The organism is Pseudomonas sp. Pc102, from assembly GCF_018408275.1.
Lineage (GTDB): Bacteria > Pseudomonadota > Gammaproteobacteria > Pseudomonadales > Pseudomonadaceae > Metapseudomonas > Metapseudomonas tohonis.
Genome location: NZ_AP021905.1, coordinates 804,780 through 821,531, shown reverse-complemented (window position 1 = coordinate 821,531; position 16,752 = coordinate 804,780). Strand labels below are relative to the sequence as shown.

14 protein-coding genes are annotated in these 16,752 nt (G+C 69.2%); 11 read left to right on the top strand and 3 right to left on the bottom strand.

Features of this window, described 5'->3' with window-relative positions; all coding sequences use genetic code 11:
• Window positions 1–167 precede the first annotated feature (167 nt).
• The 5 genes from PHLH3_RS03905 (at window position 168) to PHLH3_RS03885 (ending at window position 3,221) form a co-directional block, all read left to right on the top strand.
• On the top strand, window positions 168–422 hold the full coding sequence (locus PHLH3_RS03905; RefSeq protein ID WP_213628269.1) for a DUF2790 domain-containing protein: 255 nt from the start codon (window positions 168–170) through the stop codon (window positions 420–422).
• An 80-nt stretch (window positions 423–502) separates the two neighbouring features.
• Window positions 503–1,261, top strand: coding sequence for a sulfite exporter TauE/SafE family protein (locus PHLH3_RS03900; protein WP_213628268.1), 759 nt, complete (start codon window positions 503–505; stop codon window positions 1,259–1,261).
• A 308-nt stretch (window positions 1,262–1,569) separates the two neighbouring features.
• Window positions 1,570–1,812 (top strand): exodeoxyribonuclease VII small subunit, encoded by a 243-nt coding sequence (locus tag PHLH3_RS03895; RefSeq protein ID WP_173180093.1) that lies wholly within the window; start codon window positions 1,570–1,572, stop codon window positions 1,810–1,812.
• Entirely contained in the window at window positions 1,809–2,696 is an 888-nt protein-coding gene (ispA, locus tag PHLH3_RS03890) for a (2E,6E)-farnesyl diphosphate synthase (RefSeq protein ID WP_213628267.1), read from the top strand. Before PHLH3_RS03895 ends, ispA begins: the two co-directional genes overlap by 4 nt.
• A 135-nt stretch (window positions 2,697–2,831) precedes the next feature.
• A complete protein-coding gene (locus tag PHLH3_RS03885; protein ID WP_173180079.1) occupies window positions 2,832–3,221 on the top strand; it encodes a cupin domain-containing protein in 390 nt (129 codons plus the stop codon).
• A 75-nt stretch (window positions 3,222–3,296) separates the two neighbouring features.
• Here the strand turns inward: PHLH3_RS03885 and PHLH3_RS03880 are convergent, their stop codons facing one another.
• The gene (locus PHLH3_RS03880) at window positions 3,297–4,193 is read right to left on the bottom strand and encodes a phosphatase PAP2 family protein (protein WP_213628266.1); all 897 of its coding nucleotides are present in this window, start codon (window positions 4,191–4,193) and stop codon (window positions 3,297–3,299) included.
• 230 nt (window positions 4,194–4,423) lie between these two features.
• Between PHLH3_RS03880 and PHLH3_RS03875 the strand changes: the two genes are divergently transcribed.
• The 3 genes from PHLH3_RS03875 (at window position 4,424) to PHLH3_RS03865 (ending at window position 9,643) form a co-directional block, all read left to right on the top strand.
• On the top strand, window positions 4,424–7,693 hold the full coding sequence (locus PHLH3_RS03875; protein ID WP_213628265.1) for a carboxyl transferase domain-containing protein: 3,270 nt from the start codon (window positions 4,424–4,426) through the stop codon (window positions 7,691–7,693).
• A gap of 1,076 nt (window positions 7,694–8,769) precedes the next feature.
• Window positions 8,770–9,219, top strand: coding sequence for a BRO family protein (locus PHLH3_RS03870; protein WP_213628264.1), 450 nt, complete (start codon window positions 8,770–8,772; stop codon window positions 9,217–9,219).
• Window positions 9,220–9,442: 223 nt separating this feature from the next.
• On the top strand, window positions 9,443–9,643 hold the full coding sequence (locus tag PHLH3_RS03865; protein WP_213628263.1) for a hypothetical protein: 201 nt from the start codon (window positions 9,443–9,445) through the stop codon (window positions 9,641–9,643).
• 44 nt (window positions 9,644–9,687) lie between these two features.
• On the opposite strand, the gene PHLH3_RS03860 is transcribed toward PHLH3_RS03865, so the two are convergent.
• Complete coding sequence (locus PHLH3_RS03860) at window positions 9,688–10,137, bottom strand: helix-turn-helix domain-containing protein (protein ID WP_213628262.1); 450 nt, start codon at window positions 10,135–10,137, stop codon at window positions 9,688–9,690.
• A gap of 93 nt (window positions 10,138–10,230) precedes the next feature.
• Between PHLH3_RS03860 and PHLH3_RS03855 the strand changes: the two genes are divergently transcribed.
• The 3 genes from PHLH3_RS03855 (at window position 10,231) to PHLH3_RS03845 (ending at window position 15,687) form a co-directional block, all read left to right on the top strand.
• Complete coding sequence (locus PHLH3_RS03855) at window positions 10,231–11,448, top strand: MFS transporter (RefSeq protein WP_213628261.1); 1,218 nt, start codon at window positions 10,231–10,233, stop codon at window positions 11,446–11,448.
• Between the two features lie 37 nt (window positions 11,449–11,485).
• Window positions 11,486–13,390: a 1-deoxy-D-xylulose-5-phosphate synthase gene (dxs, locus tag PHLH3_RS03850; protein ID WP_213628260.1), complete on the top strand. Its 1,905-nt coding sequence runs from the start codon at window positions 11,486–11,488 to the stop codon at window positions 13,388–13,390.
• Window positions 13,391–13,719: 329 nt separating this feature from the next.
• Window positions 13,720–15,687, top strand: coding sequence for a TonB-dependent receptor (locus PHLH3_RS03845; protein ID WP_213628259.1), 1,968 nt, complete (start codon window positions 13,720–13,722; stop codon window positions 15,685–15,687).
• Here PHLH3_RS03845 and PHLH3_RS03840 read toward each other — a convergent pair whose 3' ends face one another.
• Window positions 15,688–16,731 carry an AAA family ATPase gene (locus PHLH3_RS03840; RefSeq protein WP_213628258.1) on the bottom strand — a complete coding sequence of 348 codons (1,044 nt, stop codon included), beginning with the start codon at window positions 16,729–16,731 and terminating at the stop codon, window positions 15,688–15,690. It abuts the gene before it with no gap.
• Between the last annotated feature and the right edge of the window lie 21 nt (window positions 16,732–16,752).

The window sequence follows — 16,752 nt, the reverse complement described above, 5'->3', positions numbered from 1 at the left end:
AACGCCCCCAGGCGGACAATTTCACCGGGGCGGGCTGAAGGCCTCGCCCCCGGAGTCCGGGCGGATTGTTACGCCATCCGGAAAAGCCCTTCTTCGGCGCCCCGCTTTTTCGCCGGAGCGCCCTGGTTTCTCATAGGGGCCATGAACCACCCGATGAGGAGAACCCCATGAAAGCCCTTGCCTGCGGCGCCACGGCGCTGCTGTTCGTGACCCTCGCCAGCGCCGCGCATGCCGAGGGAGCGGCCCGGGCCGAGCCCTTCGTCTATGGCATGCACCTGGACGTGGCCAAGGTCGTGTCCATCGACGAGCCCCACCCGCTGACCTGCGAGTTGGTGGAAGCGAAGATGACCTACGTCGACTCCCAGGGCCGGACGCGCGCCGTGAGCTACATCAAGCAATCCGACGCCTGCTCCAACAGCTGATCCGCGCAGCACCCGGCAAGCCCCAGGCCTTTGCCTCGGCGCTGCCCGCTGCGTAAGCTCGGTGCTTTTGCGCAGTCGCCATGACCCTCGCCGATATCCTCCTGCTGCTGCTCGCCGGCTTCGCTGCCGGCGGCATGAACGCCCTCGCCGGCGGCGGCACCTTCTTCTCCTTCCCCGCCCTGCTGGCCGCCGGCCTGCCTCCCGTGACCGCCAACGCGACCAACGCCGTGGCCCTGTGGCCGGCCAGCCTGGCGGCGAGCTGGGCGGCGTGGGACCAGTTGCGCCCCCTGGGACGCTGGCTGCTGCCGCTGGTGGCGATCTCGCTGATCGGCGGCCTGGGTGGCGGGCTGCTCCTGCTGGCCGGTGGCGACGAGGTGTTCCGCCGGCTGATCCCCTGGCTGCTGCTGGCCGCCACCCTGCTGTTCGCCGCCAGCCCCTGGCTGAGCCGGCGGGTCAACCGCCAACGCGAGGCCGGCGCCCTGTCGCGCCACGGCCCGGCCGGCGGCATCGCCCACGCGCTGGTGGCGGTCTATGGCGGCTACTTCGGTGCGGGCATGGGCATCCTGCAGCTGGCGGCCTTCTCCATCGAGGGGCACCCGCTGCTGCGCGCCAATGCGCTGAAGAACCTGCTCTCCAGCACCATCTACAGCGTCGCGGTGGTCACCTTCGTCGCCGCGGGCCGGGTCAGCTGGGCCGAACTGGCGGTGCTGCTCGGCGCCGCCAGTTGCGGTGGCTACGCCGGCGGCGCGCTGGCCAGGCGCCTGCCGAGCCGCTGGTTGCGCTGGCTGGTGATCGCGGTGGGGGCGGGGATGACGGCTTACTACTTCGTCACCGCGTAGGGCGGGCCATCCTTGCAGCTGGAGCGTGATGCGCGCATCGATGCAGATGCTGGCGAAGAGGTTGGAGCAACGGCCAAACGCCCCTTCCAGGAAGTCGAGGGGCTCGCCGGAAACACCGTGAGGCGGTCCGCACGGCACACCCTACGGCACGAGCCAGTCCTGTCAGGCTATCGGTTCGGATCGCCACAGCGGATTTCACCTCCTCTCGAGGCGACGGAAACACCCCGGAAACCACCCTGCTCATTTGCCCGCAAGGGCGCGGCTCTGCTAGTGTCCGCCCGTTCCGAACTGCCCCCGAGAAGCCCGCCATGGCCCGCAAGAAAGCCACCCCTGATTTCGAACAGTCCCTCGCCGACCTGCAAGCGTTGGTCGAGCGCCTGGAAAGCGGCGAGCTGTCGCTGGAAGACTCGCTCAGCGCCTTCGAACAGGGCATCCGCCTGACCCGCGAATGCCAGGGGGCGCTGAGCCAGGCGGAGCAGAAGGTGCAGATCCTCCTGGAGCGCGATGGCGAGCTGGAAGAGGCCCCCTTCGAAGCGGACGAGCAGGCATGATCGCGGCCTACCAGTCCCGCTGCCAGGCGCGCGTCGACGCCGCCCTGGAAACCCTGTTCGACGCGCCCCGCCCCGAACTGCAACGCCTTTATGAAGCCATGCGCTACAGCGTCACCAACGGTGGCAAGCGCGTGCGTCCGCTGCTGGTCTACGCGGCCTGCGAGGCACTGGCCGGCGAGATCGACCGGGCCGACGGCGCCGCCTGCGCGGTGGAGCTGATCCACGCCTACTCCCTGGTCCACGACGACCTGCCGGCCATGGACGACGACGACCTGCGCCGGGGCAAGCCCACCACCCACAAGGCCTTCGACGAAGCCTGCGCCATCCTCGCCGGCGACGGCCTGCAGACCCTGGCCTTCGAAGTGCTGGCGGACCGACGCCACAACCCGCAGAGCGCCGATACGCGCCTGGCCATGGTCGGCACCCTGGCCCGCGCCGCCGGCCCCGCCGGCATGGTCGGCGGCCAGGCCATCGACCTCGGCTCGGTGGGCCTGAAGCTCGACCAGCAGGCCCTGGAAGTGATGCACCGGCACAAGACCGGCGCCCTGATCGAAGCCAGCGTGCGCCTCGGCGCCCTGGCCAGCGGCAATGCCGACGACGCCTCGCTCAAGTCCCTGCAGACCTACGCCCAGGCCATCGGCCTGGCCTTCCAGGTGCAGGACGACATCCTCGACGTCGAGAGCGACACCGCCACCCTCGGCAAGACCCAGGGCAAGGACCAGGCCAGCGACAAGCCCACCTACCCGGCCCTGCTCGGCCTCGACGACGCCAAGGCCTACGCCCTGGAACTGCGCGACATCGCCCTGCACGCCCTGCGCCCCTTCGGCGAGGCCGCCGAGCCCCTGCGCGACCTGGCCCGCTACATCGTCGAACGGCGTAGCTGAAACGCCCCCGGCCCCGGCCACGCCGGGGCCTGCCCGCCGGGCGTCCTACCCAAGCTTCAGCAACGCCCTACCCGCCTCCGCTGTTAACGTCGTCCTGGCCCTGCCCGACCTTGGTCAACCAGCCTGGAGGCACCCATGAAGGCGATCGACATCCACACGGCTCTCGACAGTATCCGCAGCGGGCGGATCATGACGCTGGAGCCGCAAACCCAGCCGCTCACCCAGCTGATGCCCTTCCAGCCCGGCGCCAGCGCCATCCACCTGGGGCGCCTCACCGGCGAGTCGCCCTGGGAACGCCACCCGGACGGCGACAAGCTGCTGCAGGTGCTCGAGGGCGAACTGGACATCACCCTGCTGGCCGCCATCGGCGTGCTGCAGGAAACCGTCCGCGCCGGTTCCATCCTGGTGGTGCCGCGTGGCCTCTGGCACCGCCTCAACGGGCGCGAGGCCGCAGTCCTGGCGGTGATGCCCCGGCACGGCGAGAGCAGCGCGCACCCGCCGGCCCTGGCCAGCCAGCCGGCCTGAAGAAGGGGGCCCACCGGCCCCGGTAAAGCAGCGAGACATGCGCCGCCGATGAGTCGCTCATCGGCGGCGATTCATTCAGGCCGTCTGGGCCAGCGCCTGGGGCGCCGGTTCGCGGCGCGCCTTGAGCAGGCCGAGGCGCACCAGCAGCCAGGGCATCAGCGCGGCGACGAAGCCGCCCATCACCAACCCGCGGAACGCCTGCCAGGCCTGGCCATCGAGGGAGAAGGCGAAGCCGATGCGCTTGAGCGCCCATTGCAGGCCGATGAACGCCAGCGCGCCGAGCGTCGCCGCCAGCACCCGCCGCCACACCGCGACCTCCATGGAGAAGTCCAGGTGGCGATAGCCGTACAGCACGGCGACCATCAGCCCCGCCAACAGCGGCACGTAGCTCGGCGGCTCGCCACGCCAGGTGAAGTACGCCAGCGCGGTGGCACCGATGATCAGCATCAGCAGCACCAGCGCCGGCACCTCGCGCCAGCCCTGCCAGCGCTGCGCCAGGGCGAAGCAGCCGAGGGTCGCGGCGCCCAGCAGCGAGCCGCCGATCAGGTCCTCGATGTCGTGGGCACCCAGGTACAGGCGGCTGAAGAGGATGCCCGCCACCAGGGTGCAGGCCAGCGCCCAGAACCACAGACGACGGACTTCGAGGGCCAGCCAGAACCAGATCACCACCGAAATCTGCGCGTGCCCGCTGGGCAGGCCGAAGCTCTCGCCCACCTCGTGGTCCATGCGCAGGGCGATGTCCGGTCGCGGGTCCTGCCAGTAGTCCTTGAGCCAGGCATTGAGCAGCGCAGTGATCGCCACCAGCACCAGCAGGCGGAAGAACACCGCGCGGTGCCAGGCCCAGTAGCCCAGGGGCAGGAAGAAGAGGATGAATTTCTCGTACCCGAGCAGGGTGAAGAAGCGCATCAGCGGCGTCAGCGCGTCGCTGCGCAGGGGCAGCACCCAATCCAGGCTGTGCAGCAATTCGTTCATGGTCGTCCTTGGGGGCGGAAGAAGGCGCCACAGATACTTGAGGGCGTGGCGGCCGGCAAGGTCCGATCAGGACAAAAGTCCTCACTTCCCGCGCAAGCTCCATCAGCCACCCTGAGAAAGGGGTATTCGGCAGGGCGAACATCGGTCCTGCGCCGAACGGGACTGTCTAGGATGAAGGCCATCCTGCGGCACAACGACAAGACCAAGAAGAACCCACTGGAAGAGCTGCTGTGAACCGACCCATCACCCGCCTGCTGATCGCCAACCGTGGCGAGATCGCCATCCGCATCGCCCGTGCCGCCGCCGAGCTGGATATCCCCAGCGTCGCGGTGTACGCCGAGGACGACGCCGCCTCCCTGCACCTGCGCAAGGCCGACCAGGCCGTGGCGCTCAAGGGCCGGGGCGCGGCCGCCTACCTGGACATGCGGCAGCTGCTCGACGCCGCCCTGGCCAGCGGCTGCGACGCCGTGCACCCGGGCTACGGCTTCCTCAGCGAGAACGCCGCCTTCGCACGCCTCTGCGACGAGGTCGGCGTGCGCTTCATCGGCCCCGCGCCGGAGGCCCTGGACACCTTCGGCGACAAGGCCCGCGCCCGCGAGCTGGCCGAACGCTGCGGCGTGCCCCTGGCCGCCGGCAGCAACCGCGCCACCACCCTGGAGGAGGCCCGCGCCTTCCTCGAAAGCGGCCCCATCATGCTCAAGGCCCTGGCCGGGGGCGGCGGCCGGGGCATGCGCCCGGTGCGCGATGCCGCCGAGCTGGAAGAGGCCTACGCGCGCTGCCAATCGGAGGCGCGCACCGCCTTCGGCAACGACGCGCTCTACGTCGAGCGGCTGATCGAGCAGGCCCGGCACATCGAGGTGCAGGTGGTCGGTGACGGCGAGGCGGTCAGCCACCTGTGGGAACGCGATTGCAGCCTGCAGCGGCGCAACCAGAAGGTCATCGAAATCGCCCCCGCACCGGGGCTCGACCCGGCGCTGCGCCAGCGCATCCTAGACGCCGCCCTGACCCTGGCAGCCGAGGCCCGCTATCGCGGCATCGGCACCTTCGAATTCCTCGTCGACGATGCGCGCGGCGACTTCGTGTTCATGGAGGCCAACCCGCGCATCCAGGTGGAGCACTGCATCACCGAAGCGGTCACCGGCATCGACCTGGTGCAGGTGCAGCTGCGCATCGCCGCCGGCGCCACCCTCGCCGAGCTGGGCCTGGCGCAACCGGCCGCGCCCCGGGGCTTTGCCGTGCAGCTGCGGATCAACCTGGAAACCATGCAGGCCGACGGCAGCGCGCGCCCGGCCGGCGGCGTCATCAGCGCCTACGAGCCGCCCAGTGGCGCCGGCATCCGCGTCGACGGCTACGGCTACGCCGGCTACGCCACCAGCCCCAGCTACGACTCGCTGCTGGCCAAGGTCATCGTCCAGGGCGAGGACTTCCCCGCCGCCCTGCGCCGCGCCTACCGCGCCCTCTGCGAATTCCGCCTGGAGGGCGTGGCGAGCAACATCCACTTCCTGCAGAACCTGCTGCGCCGCCCGGAGCTGGCGGACAACCGCGTCAGCACCCGCTTCATCGAACAGCACATCGCCGCGCTGCTGGCCCCGCAACAGGCCGCCCACCCGCACCTGTTCGTCAGCGGCGCCGGCGGCCAGGCCGCGCACGCCGCCGTGGCCGACGTGCCGGCCGGCTGCATCGCCCTGAACGCCCCCAGCCAGGGCGTGCTGGTCAGCCTGGAGGTGGCCGAGGGCGACGCCGTCGCCGTCGGCCAGGCAGTGGCGGTGCTGGAGGCGATGAAGATGGAATTCGTGGTCAAGGCCAGCCACAGCGGCATCGTCCGCGCGCTGCCCGTGGCCCCTGGCGATGCCCTGTTCGAAGGCGCCGCGCTGCTCTACCTGGAACCGGCCGAGGTGAGCGGCGATGCCGTGGCCAACGAGGAAAGCCTCGACCTGGCGCACATCCGCGCCGACCTCGCCGAGGTGCTGGAGCGCCACGCCATCACCCGCGACGAACGCCGCCCCGACGCCGTGGCGCGCCGCCGCAAGACCGGCCAGCGCACCACCCGCGAGAACCTCGACGACCTGCTCGACGCCGGCAGCTTCATCGAATACGGCGCCCTGGCCTTGGCCGCCCAGCGCCGTCGCCGCACCCTGGACGAGCTGATCCAGCAGAGCCCGGCCGATGGCCTGGTGGCGGGGCTCGGCACCGTCAACGCCGAACACTTCGGCAGCGAGGCCGCGCGCTGCATGGCCATCTCCTACGACTACACCGTGTTCGCCGGCACCCAGGGCGTGATGAACCACAAGAAGACCGACCGCATGCTCGGCCTCGCCGAACAGTGGCGCCTGCCGCTGGTGCTGTTCGCCGAAGGCGGTGGCGGCCGGCCGGGGGATACCGACTTCGTCGGCGTGGCCGGGCTGGACTGCCACACCTTCGTCGCCATGGCCCGGCTCTCCGGCCTGGTGCCGCTGGTGGGCGTCGTCTCCGGTCGCTGCTTCGCCGGCAACGCCGCGTTGCTGGGCTGCTGCGACGTGATCATCGCCACCCGCAACGCCAGCATCGGCATGGCCGGCCCGGCGATGATCGAGGGCGGCGGCCTGGGCAGCTTCAAGGCCGAGGACGTCGGCCCCACCTCGGTGCAGGGCCCCAACGGCGTGATCGACGTGCTGGTGGAGGACGAAGCCGAAGCGGTGGCCGTGGCCAAGCGCTACCTGGCCTACTTCCAGGGCACGGTCAGCGATTGGCGATGCGCCGACCAGCGCGAACTGCGCCATGCCATCCCCGAGAACCGCCTGCGCGTCTACGACATCCGCACGGTGATCGGCCTGCTGGCAGACGAAGGCTCGGTGCTGGAGCTGCGCCGCCAGTTCGCCCCGGGGATGATCACCGCCTTCGTCCGCATCGAGGGCAAGCCCTTCGGCCTGCTGGCCAACAACCCCATGCACCTGGGTGGCGCCATCGACGCCCAGGCCGGCGACAAGGCCGCGCGCTTCATGCAGCTGTGCGACGCCTTCGACATCCCCATGCTCTCGCTCTGCGACACCCCCGGCTTCATGGTCGGCCCGGAGTCGGAGAAACAGGCCACGGTGCGCCATGTCTCGCGCATGTTCGTCGCCGCCGCCAGCCTCTCGGTGCCCTTCTTCACCGTGGTGCTGCGCAAGGGCTACGGCCTCGGCGCCCAGGCCATGGCGGCGGGCAGCTTCCACTCGCCGATGTTCACCATCGCCTGGCCCAGCGGCGAGTTCGGCGCCATGGGCCTGGAGGGCGCGGTACGCCTGGGTTTCGCCAAGGAACTGGCCGCCGTGGAAAACCTCGGAGAGCGGCAGAAGCTGTTCGACAAGATGGTCGCCAAGGCCTACCAGAACGGCAAAGCCATCAACATGGCCAGCTTCCTGGAGATCGACGCCGTCATCGACCCGGAGCAGACCCGCGCCTGGCTCCTGCGCGGCCTCAACGCCGCCCCGAAACCCGCCCCCCGGGAAGGCCGCAAGCGCCCGTTCGTGGATACCTGGTAGGCCGCGCCAACCCATCGCGAATGAATTCGCTCCCACAGATGCACACCGCCTTTTGTGGGAGCGGATTCATCCGCGAAAAGCCCTCACACGCGGCCCCAAATGCAGCCGTAGGATGGCGTAGAGCGAAGCGAAACCCATCGATTCGAGGCTCCGACCTGACACCGGTGTCGCCCCCAGCATGGTTTCGCACGGCTCGCGGAACGCCGCCCGCCCCATCCAACGTGTCACCGCGATCCCTCGATCGCGAATGAATTGGCTCTGTCTGCGTTAAAGGTTGCTAGAAGAGTTGAGCCCAGCTGATTGCCGAGCTTTGCTGATGCTTTTGGTTTCGCCCACCCGGGCGAGTCCCTTTTCCAGTCGTTGAAAAGGAACCAAAAAACTTGCCCCTCCATACGGGTCTGGCTTCGCCAGACTTCCCTCGCTCCATCATCGTTTCAGGGGTACGCCGCGAAGGGCCATCCCTGGCCCATCGCGGCTCTCGCGACATCCATGTCGCTCAACCCCTGAAACGACGATTGCGCTCGGCCTCCTGAAAGGGGCGTTTGGCGGCTGCTCCAACTTTCTTCGTTCGAATCCTCACATTGATGTACGCACCGCCCCAGCGCGCACGTGGCGGGGCTTTCGTAGGATGGCGTAGAGCGAAGCGAAACCCATCGATTCGAGGCTCCGACCTGACGCTGGCGCCGGACCGGCAGCATGGGTTTCGCGGAGCTCTACCCATCCTACGGGCGCCCCACGTGCCGCGCGGAAATTTCCCAAACCCGCCGCAACCCCTTGTTCGCCTCCCACCCGCTCCCTAAGTTCGCCCGGTCGCGGTCAATCCCGCGGCCGGGTTTGACGACCTGAATCATGCGCGCGCTATGCCTACGGTGCCGGCGGGAAACGACGGACGCTTCCCGTGGCACCGGTCTAGCGTGCAGTTTCTTAAACTGCACGCCCTCTATGGCAGACCGCGCGGGGAGACCTTAGCGGTCTGCCGGTGCATGATCCGGTTCGTCAACCCCGTTGCGGTCTGCCACCCCTTCGAATGACGACGAAGCCGGCAGCTCCCTGACCAACTACGGGAGTTACACATCATGCATGACGCACTCACCCCCACCTTCTTCCACCGCCACGGCCGCCCGCTGCGCGGCGTGATGATCGACGACCAACCCTGGTTCTGTGCCTACGACTTCGCCCGCCTGCTGGGGCTGCACCATCCCCAGGCGCTGCACCGTCGCCTGCGTCCCTATCAGGTTCGCAAGGCCCGCTTCGCCTACGCCACGGGCAGCGAAGAGGAGGTCCAGCTCGTCAGCGAAGGGGGCCTGTACCAGGCCATGCTCCGCTTCGGCCACCCCGAGCTCCGGCACCTGGAGGAATGGCTTGCCCGCGACGTGATCCCCACCCTGCGCGACCAGTACATCAGCGCCCGCCTGCAGCCACGGCGGGTGATGCTCGACTGGCAGTCCCGCTGCCTGGTGCTGCTGGATTGGCAAGGCGAGCTGTGGATGCAGTGGGAAAAGGTGCCGCGCTACCGGGGGCTCTGAAACACCCGGGCAGGGTGCCGCCCCCAGCATGGGTTTCGCTTCGCTCTACACCATCCTACGAAAACCGCCAGCCGCGGCGTTCACCCGGTGGTGATGCGCACATCAATGTGAAGTCGTGAGCCTCGACGTTGGAGCAGCCGCCAAACGCCCCTTTCAGGAGGCCGAGCGCAATCGTCGTTTCAGGGGTTGAGCGACATGGATGTCGCGAAAGGCGTACCGGGCCATGGATGGCCCGTTACGCCGTGCCCCTGAAATGATGATGGAGCGAGGGAAGTCTGGCTTCAGCCAGACCCGTATGGAGGGGCAAGCGCTTTTGGTTACTTTTCTGGCGATTGAGAAAAGTGACTCGCCCGGCAAGGCGAAACAGAAACCATCAGCAAAACTCGGCAATCAACCGGGCTACAAATCTGCTAGCAACACTTAACGCCAACAGAGCCAATTAATTCGCTCCCACGTCCTGCTGCTCGGTCAACCCGCCGCGACCTCGACCTTGTGCACGCGGGTGTCGGCGGCGCTGACGGGGCGGCCATTGGCGTCGCGGACTTCCAGCCGCGCCAGGGGCTGGCCAGCGGGATCGAGCAGTTCGGAGTGCACCTCGCCGGGGGCGAAGCAATGCACCTCGCCCCATTGGCGCAGGCTGACGATCAGGGTGAACAGGTCGCGCCCCTTGGGCGTCAGGGCGTAGGCCTGGTAGGCGCTGCCGTCGGCGGCCGGCTCGATGCACAGGATGCCCTCGGCCACCAGCCGGCGCAGGCGGTCGCTGAGGATGTTCTTGGCCACGCCGAGGCTCTTCTGCAACTCGCCGAAGCGCTGCAGGCCGTCGAACAGGTCGCGCACGATCATCAGTGACCAGCGGTCACCCACGAGCTCCAGCGCCCGGGCCACCGGGCAGTGCTCGACGGTTGCGTCGTGGTTCATCACTCCTCTCCCCATCGCGAAAACTGGTTGCAGTTTAAAACCACCGCCATTAGCCTTCAAATGGTTTCATTTTGAAACCAGAAGGATCGCACCATGCCCACCAAAGGTTCCCTGTCACCAGCCCGGGTCTGGCTGCTGGCCGTCGCCTGCGGCCTCAGCGTCGCCAATGTCTACTACGCCCACCCGCTGCTGGATGCGATGGCCAGCGACCTGGGCATCAGCCGTGCCGCCATCGGCGGGGTGATCAGCGTGACCCAGGCGGGCAGCGCCCTGGCCCTCCTCGTGCTGGTGCCGCTGGGCGACCTGCTGGAGCGGCGCCGGCTGATGGCCGCGCAGTTGCTCCTGCTGGTCGGCTCGCTGCTGCTGGTCGCCCTCGCCCGCCAGCCGTGGCTGATCCTGCTGGGCATGCTCGGCCTCGGCCTGCTCGGCACGGCCATGACCCAGGGCCTCTTGGCCTTCGCCGCCAGCCTGGCCGGCGATGCGGAGCGCGGGCGCGTACTGGGGACGGTGCAGGGTGGCGTGGTGGTCGGCCTGCTGCTGGCGCGCAGCCTGTCCGGGGCGATGGCGGACCTGGGCGGCTGGCGCGCGGTGTACCTGCTCTCGGCGCTGCTGATGGCGGCGTTGCTGCCGGTGCTCTGGCGGTGCCTGCCGGCGCTGCGCAGCGACGCCGGCCTGGGCTACCCGGCGCTGCTGCGCTCGATGTTCGTGCTGCTGCGCGAGGACCGCGTGCTGCAGGTGCGCGGCGTGCTGGCCCTGCTGCTGTTCACGGTGTTCAACCTGTTCTGGGCCGCGCTGGTGATGCCGCTGAGCGCTCCGCCCCTGTCGCTGAGCCCCGGGGCCATCGGCGCCTTCGGCCTGGTCGGGGCGGTGGGCGCGCTGGCGGCGGCACGCGCCGGGCGCTGGGCCGATTGCGGCCAGGCGCAGCGTGCCAGCGGCCTGGCCCTGGCGCTGCTGGCGCTGGCCTGGGTGCCGCTGGCCTTCACCGGGCAATCGCTCTGGGCGCTGCTGCTCGGCATCCTCCTGCTGGACGCCGCCGGCCAGGCGCTGCACGTGCTCAACCAGAGCCTGGTGCTGGGCGGCGGCAACCCCGCCCACGCCCGCCTGATCAGCCTCTACATGCTGTTCTACGCCGCCGGCAGCGCCCTCGGCGGGTCCGCCGCCACCTACCTCCATGCCCGGGCCGGCTGGCACGGCGTGTGCCTGGCCGGCGGGGCGCTCAGCCTGCTCGCCCTGGCCTTCTGGTGGGCGACCCTGCCGGGCCGCAACGGCATCCGACACCATGTCTTGGGCAGGCAAAGCGGCATCAGGTAAACTGCCGCATCTTTTTGCACCCATAACGACTAGCCTGATGCCCACGACGTTCCACGAGATTCCCCGCGAGCGCCCGCTCACGCCCCTGCTCGACCGCGCGACGACGCCGGACGAGCTGCGCCGGCTGGGCGAAGCCGAGCTGGAAACCCTGGCCGACGAACTGCGCCAGTACCTGCTCTATACCGTCGGCCAGACCGGCGGGCATTTCGGCGCCGGTCTGGGCGTGGTCGAGCTGACCATCGCCCTGCACTACGTCTTCGATACGCCCGATGACCGGCTGGTCTGGGACGTGGGCCACCAGGCCTACCCGCACAAGATCCTCACCGGTCGCCGCGAGCAGATGAGCAGCCTGCGCCAGAAGGACGGCGTCGCCGCCTTCCCGCGCCGCAGCGAGAGCGAGTACGACACCTTCGGCGTCGGCCACTCCAGCACCTCCATCAGCGCCGCGCTGGGCATGGCCATCGCCGCCCGCATGCAGGGCTCGGGGCGCAAGTCCATCGCCGTGATCGGCGACGGCGCGCTCACCGCCGGCATGGCCTTCGAGGCGCTGAACCACGCCTCCGACGTGCAGGCCGACATGCTGGTGATCCTCAACGACAACGACATGTCGATCTCGCGCAACGTCGGGGGCCTGTCCAACTACCTGGCCAAGATCCTCTCCAGCCGCACCTACGCGAGCATGCGCGAGGGCAGCAAGAAGGTGCTCTCGCGCCTGCCCGGCGCCTGGGAGATCGCCCGCCGCACCGAGGAGTACGCCAAGGGCATGCTGGTTCCCGGCACCCTGTTCGAGGAACTCGGCTGGAACTACATCGGCCCCATCGACGGCCACGACCTGCCCACCCTGGTCGCCACCCTGCGCAACATGCGCGACCTCAAGGGCCCGCAGTTCCTCCACGTGGTGACCAAGAAGGGCAAGGGCTTCGCCCCGGCCGAGGCCGACCCCATCGGCTACCACGCCATCACCAAGCTGGAGCCGATCAACGCGCCGGCCGCGCCGAAGAAAGCCTCCGGGCCCAAGTACTCCAACGTCTTCGGCCAGTGGCTGTGCGACATGGCGTCCCAGGACCCGCGCCTGGTGGGCATCACCCCGGCGATGAAGGAAGGCTCGGACCTGGTGGCCTTCGCCGAGCGCTTCCCCGATCGCTACTTCGACGTCGCCATCGCCGAGCAGCACGCCGTGACCCTGGCGGCCGGCATGGCCTGCGACGGCGCCAAGCCGGTGGTGGCGATCTACTCCACCTTCCTCCAGCGCGGTTATGACCAGCTGATCCACGATGTCGCGGTGCAGAACCTCGACGTGCTGTTCGCCATCGACCGCGCCGGCCTGGTGGGCGAGGACGGCCCGACCCACGCGGGCAGCTTCGACCTCTCCTACCTGCGCTGCATCCCCGGCATGCTGGTGATGACCCCGAGCGACGAGAACGAACTGCGTCTGCTGCTGACCACCGGGCACCACTTCCCGGGCCCGGCGGCGGTGCGCTACCCGCGCGGCAGCGGCCCCAACGCCAGCATCGACAAGGAGCTGGTGCCGGTGGAGATCGGCAAGGCCGTGGTTCGCCGCCAGGGTGCCCGCGTCGCCATCCTCGCCTTCGGCGTGCAGCTGGCCGAGGCCCTGCAGGTGGGCGAGACGCTGGGCGCCACCGTGGTCGACATGCGCTTCGTCAAGCCGCTGGACGAGGCCCTGGTGCGTGAACTGGCCGGCAGCCACACGCTGCTGGTGACGGTCGAGGAGAACAGCGTGATGGGTGGTGCCGGCGCCGCCGTCAGCGAGTTCCTCGCCCGCGAGAACATCCTGCTGCCCGTGCTGCACCTGGGCCTGCCGGATTACTACGTCGAGCACGCCAAGCCGGCGCAGATGCTCGCCGAGTGCGGCCTGGACGCCAGCGGCATCGAGGCCTCGATCCGCGAACGCCTGGCCTTGCTGGATCGCAACGCCGGCTAGACTGCCAGAAGTGTTTCGCCGCGCCACCGGGCGCGGCGCTTGTTAGCCCGAGACACCCGGGCCCGGTCCCAGGCCGCCGCAGAGCGACCAGCCGAGCCCACCACGGGGAGCCCGCGACAGGCGGTGCCGGCTCCCGGCCCCAGGTGCAGGATGTCGTCGAACGGCCCGAGAGTCGTCGACGCGGTGCGGGGGTGCGTGGCAACGGTGTCTCGTCGTACGACGTGTGTTGCGGAGGGGCTGCACCGTCAAGCACAGGCGATCACCGGTCGCGCAGTCGTTCTTGTCCCGCCCTTCTCGAAAGTCATGGATCTTTTGAGGAGACATCGATCATGCGTTCCCGTCTGGCCCTGGCCATCGCCATGGCTCCCTGCCTCGCGGCAGCCGAAGAAATCCCCCTGGACAGCCTCGACGCGCTGAAGAGCCCCTATGTGGTGGCCACTTCGGGCAACGCGCTGGAGCCCCGCTCCCAGGCCACCGCCGCCACCAGCATCTTCACCCGCAAGGACATCTCCCGGCTGAAGGTCAAGAGCGTGCCGGACCTGCTGGCCCGCGTGCCGGGCATGTCGGTCGAGCAGAGCGGCGGGCGCGGCAGCTCTGCCAACCTCTACCTGCGCGGCAGCAATGCCAACCAGACGCTGGTGCTGATCGACGGCGTGCGCATCGGCTCGCTGGTGGACGGCCTGCCACGCCTGCAATACCTGGGCATGGAGCAGATCGAGCGGGTCGAGGTCACCCGGGGCGGGCGCTCCAGCCTGTACGGCTCGGGCGCGATGGGCGGCGTCATCCAGGTCTTCACCCGCCGTGGCGAGGGCGCCGGCCTGGAGCCGCGCTTCGACTTCAGCCTCGGCGACAGCGACACCAACGAGAACAGCGTGGGCCTGTCCGGCGGTGACGAACGCACCCGCTTCGACCTCAACGCCAGCCTCGAAGAGCTGCGCATGGATCGCAGCGACGACATCGACGGCGCCAACACCGACGACGACACCTACCGCAACCGCGGCCTGAGCATGAGCCTGGAGCACCGCATCACCGAGCAGTGGCGCACCGGCCTCAACGTGCTCGACCAGCGCGGCAAGAGCGACATGGACGGCGACTCCGTCTGGTTCCCCGGCCAGCCCACCGACGAGTTCACCCTGAGCAGCACCTCCGCCTACCTGGAGGCGGAGCTCGACCCGCGCTGGACCAGCCGCCTGCAGGCCGGCCACGCCGAGGAAAAGAGCCACCTCGACACCGTCTACAACTTCATCACCGCCCTTGAGGAATACGCCACCTACCGCGACTCCCTGGAGTGGCAGAACACCCTGCGCCTGGACGAGCACCAGCAGGTGCTGCTGGGCGCCGAATGGTACGAGGAACGCCTGCGCGCCAACGTGCCCTTCGAGGAAACCGAGCGCCGCAACCAGGCCTGGTTCGCCCAGCATCGCTTCCGCGCCGCGCCCTTCGGCACCGAGCTGGGCTGGCGCCACGACAAGAACGAGCAATACGGCAGCGAGGACAGCCTCAACGCTGCCCTGGACTTCGACCTGCCGCTGAACACCCAACTGGTGCTGAGCTACGCCGAAGGCTTCCGCGTACCCACCTTCACCGAGCTCTATGTGCCGGACATGTTCTTCCCCAGCGGCAACCCGAACCTCGAACCCGAGCATTCCAAGACCTGGGAAGCCCAGCTGCGCGGTGCGCACTACGACACCGACTGGAGCTTCGGCGTCTACCGCACCGATGTGCAAGACCTGATCACCGACGTGATGGAGTTCGACCCCGTCTTCGTCCACGAGATGCGCAACGTCGGCAAGGCCCGCATCAATGGCCTGGACCTCAGCGCCTCGCGGGACTTCATGGGCTGGACCACCCGCCTCAACCTGGGCCTGGTCGACCCGCGCGACCGCGACACCGGCCACACCCTGCCTGGCCGCTCGCGGCGCAACCTGGCCCTGGACGTGGACAAGCAGTTCGGTGACTACAGCTTCGGCTTCAGCTGGCTGGGCGTCTCCAGCCGCTACGTGGACGCCGCCAATACCCAGAAATCACCGGGCTACGGGCGCATCGACATCCGCGCCGGCTGGGGCTTCCTCAAGGGCCTGAAGGTGGAGACGCGGGTGGAGAACATCGCCAACAAGCAGTACTCGCAGAAGTACTACGGCAGCGGCTCCAGCTTCTCCTCCAACCCCTTCGGCGACGGAGTCCCTTACGTCGACAACGACGTGGACATCCCCGACCCGACCATCGAGGAGAACACCGGCTTCCAGGAAGAAGGCCGCAAGGTGGTGATGACCCTCAAGTGGTCGCCGCAGTTCTAGTCAGGCCGCCTCGCCCGCACTCACCCGCAGGCTGCCCTCCCGGCGCGCCGCCACCAGGCGGGTCGCGCCGGGGGACGCCAGCAGGCACTCGGCCAGCGCCGGCTCCAGCAGCACCCGCACGCGCCGCCCCAGGTCACGGGCGCCGTAGCGCGGGTCATGGCCGAGGCAAAGCAGCTCGCGGGCGCTCTCGTCCAGCACCAGCGTCCGCCCCTGGCGTGCCAGGCGCTGGTTGAGGCGCGCCAGTTCGATGTCGAGCAAGGCCTCCAGGTGGTCCTCGCCGATGCGCTCGAAGCAGACGACGCGGTCCAGCCGGTTGAGGAACTCCGGGTCGAAGTGGCGTTGCAACGCCGCCTCCAGCACCCGCGCCTCATTGCGCGGGGAGACCCCGAACAGGCGCCGCCAGCCACGCGAATAGCGCTCGCGGAACTGCCAGGCCTCCTGGGCGCCGATATTGCTGGTGAGGAAGATCAGGCTGTTGCGGAAGTCGATGCGCCGGCTGCCGGCGCTCAAGGTCAGCTGGCCGTTCTCCAGCACGCCGAGCAGGCTGCGCACCACCTCCTTGCCGGCTTTCTCCAGCTCATCGAAGAGCACGATGCCGGGGCGGCCGAAGCTGCCCTGGATGGCCTCGGCGTCGAACAGCGTGGCGCCCTCCTTGCTGCCCACGTAGCCCGGCGGCGCGCCGGTGAGCGCGGCGGCGTAGTGTTCCTGGGCCAGGGTCTGCATGTCGATGCGGCAGAAGGCGTCGGCGCGGCCGTGGATGGCCAGCGCCAGCAGGCGCACCAGCTCGGTCTTGCCGACGCCGGTGGGGCCCATGAACAGGTTCACCGCCAGGGGCCGCTCGCGGTCGCCGATGTCCGCCTTGACCACCTTGAGCAGGGCCTCCACCGCCTCCAGCGCGGCGTCCTGGCCGACGATGCGCGTGCGCAGGAGGGCCATGACGGTGTCGGGCTCGAAGAGAAAGCGCGACTGCAAGCGCGCCACCGGCACCTCGCCGCGCCCCAGGTGCTCGCGGTTGTGCTCGATCAGGTCGTTGACGAAGGGCATCCGGGCTCCTCGGTTCAGGGA

Excerpts from the sequence above, each read along its gene's own strand:
- PHLH3_RS03865 (WP_213628263.1), top strand. The coding sequence starts at position 9,443 with ATGGATGGCCCGTTACGCCGTGCCCCTGAAATGATGATGGAGCGAGGG.
- PHLH3_RS03895 (WP_173180093.1), top strand. The coding sequence starts at position 1,570 with ATGGCCCGCAAGAAAGCCACCCCTGATTTCGAACAGTCCCTCGCCGAC.
- dxs (WP_213628260.1), top strand. The coding sequence starts at position 11,486 with ATGCCCACGACGTTCCACGAGATTCCCCGCGAGCGCCCGCTCACGCCC.
- PHLH3_RS03845 (WP_213628259.1), top strand. The coding sequence starts at position 13,720 with ATGCGTTCCCGTCTGGCCCTGGCCATCGCCATGGCTCCCTGCCTCGCG.
- PHLH3_RS03870 (WP_213628264.1), top strand. The coding sequence starts at position 8,770 with ATGCATGACGCACTCACCCCCACCTTCTTCCACCGCCACGGCCGCCCG.
- PHLH3_RS03855 (WP_213628261.1), top strand. The coding sequence starts at position 10,231 with ATGCCCACCAAAGGTTCCCTGTCACCAGCCCGGGTCTGGCTGCTGGCC.
- PHLH3_RS03860 (WP_213628262.1), bottom strand. The coding sequence starts at position 10,137 with ATGAACCACGACGCAACCGTCGAGCACTGCCCGGTGGCCCGGGCGCTG.
- PHLH3_RS03880 (WP_213628266.1), bottom strand. The coding sequence starts at position 4,193 with ATGAACGAATTGCTGCACAGCCTGGATTGGGTGCTGCCCCTGCGCAGC.
- PHLH3_RS03885 (WP_173180079.1), top strand. The coding sequence starts at position 2,832 with ATGAAGGCGATCGACATCCACACGGCTCTCGACAGTATCCGCAGCGGG.
- PHLH3_RS03840 (WP_213628258.1), bottom strand. The coding sequence starts at position 16,731 with ATGCCCTTCGTCAACGACCTGATCGAGCACAACCGCGAGCACCTGGGG.
- PHLH3_RS03905 (WP_213628269.1), top strand. The coding sequence starts at position 168 with ATGAAAGCCCTTGCCTGCGGCGCCACGGCGCTGCTGTTCGTGACCCTC.
- ispA (WP_213628267.1), top strand. The coding sequence starts at position 1,809 with ATGATCGCGGCCTACCAGTCCCGCTGCCAGGCGCGCGTCGACGCCGCC.
- PHLH3_RS03900 (WP_213628268.1), top strand. The coding sequence starts at position 503 with ATGACCCTCGCCGATATCCTCCTGCTGCTGCTCGCCGGCTTCGCTGCC.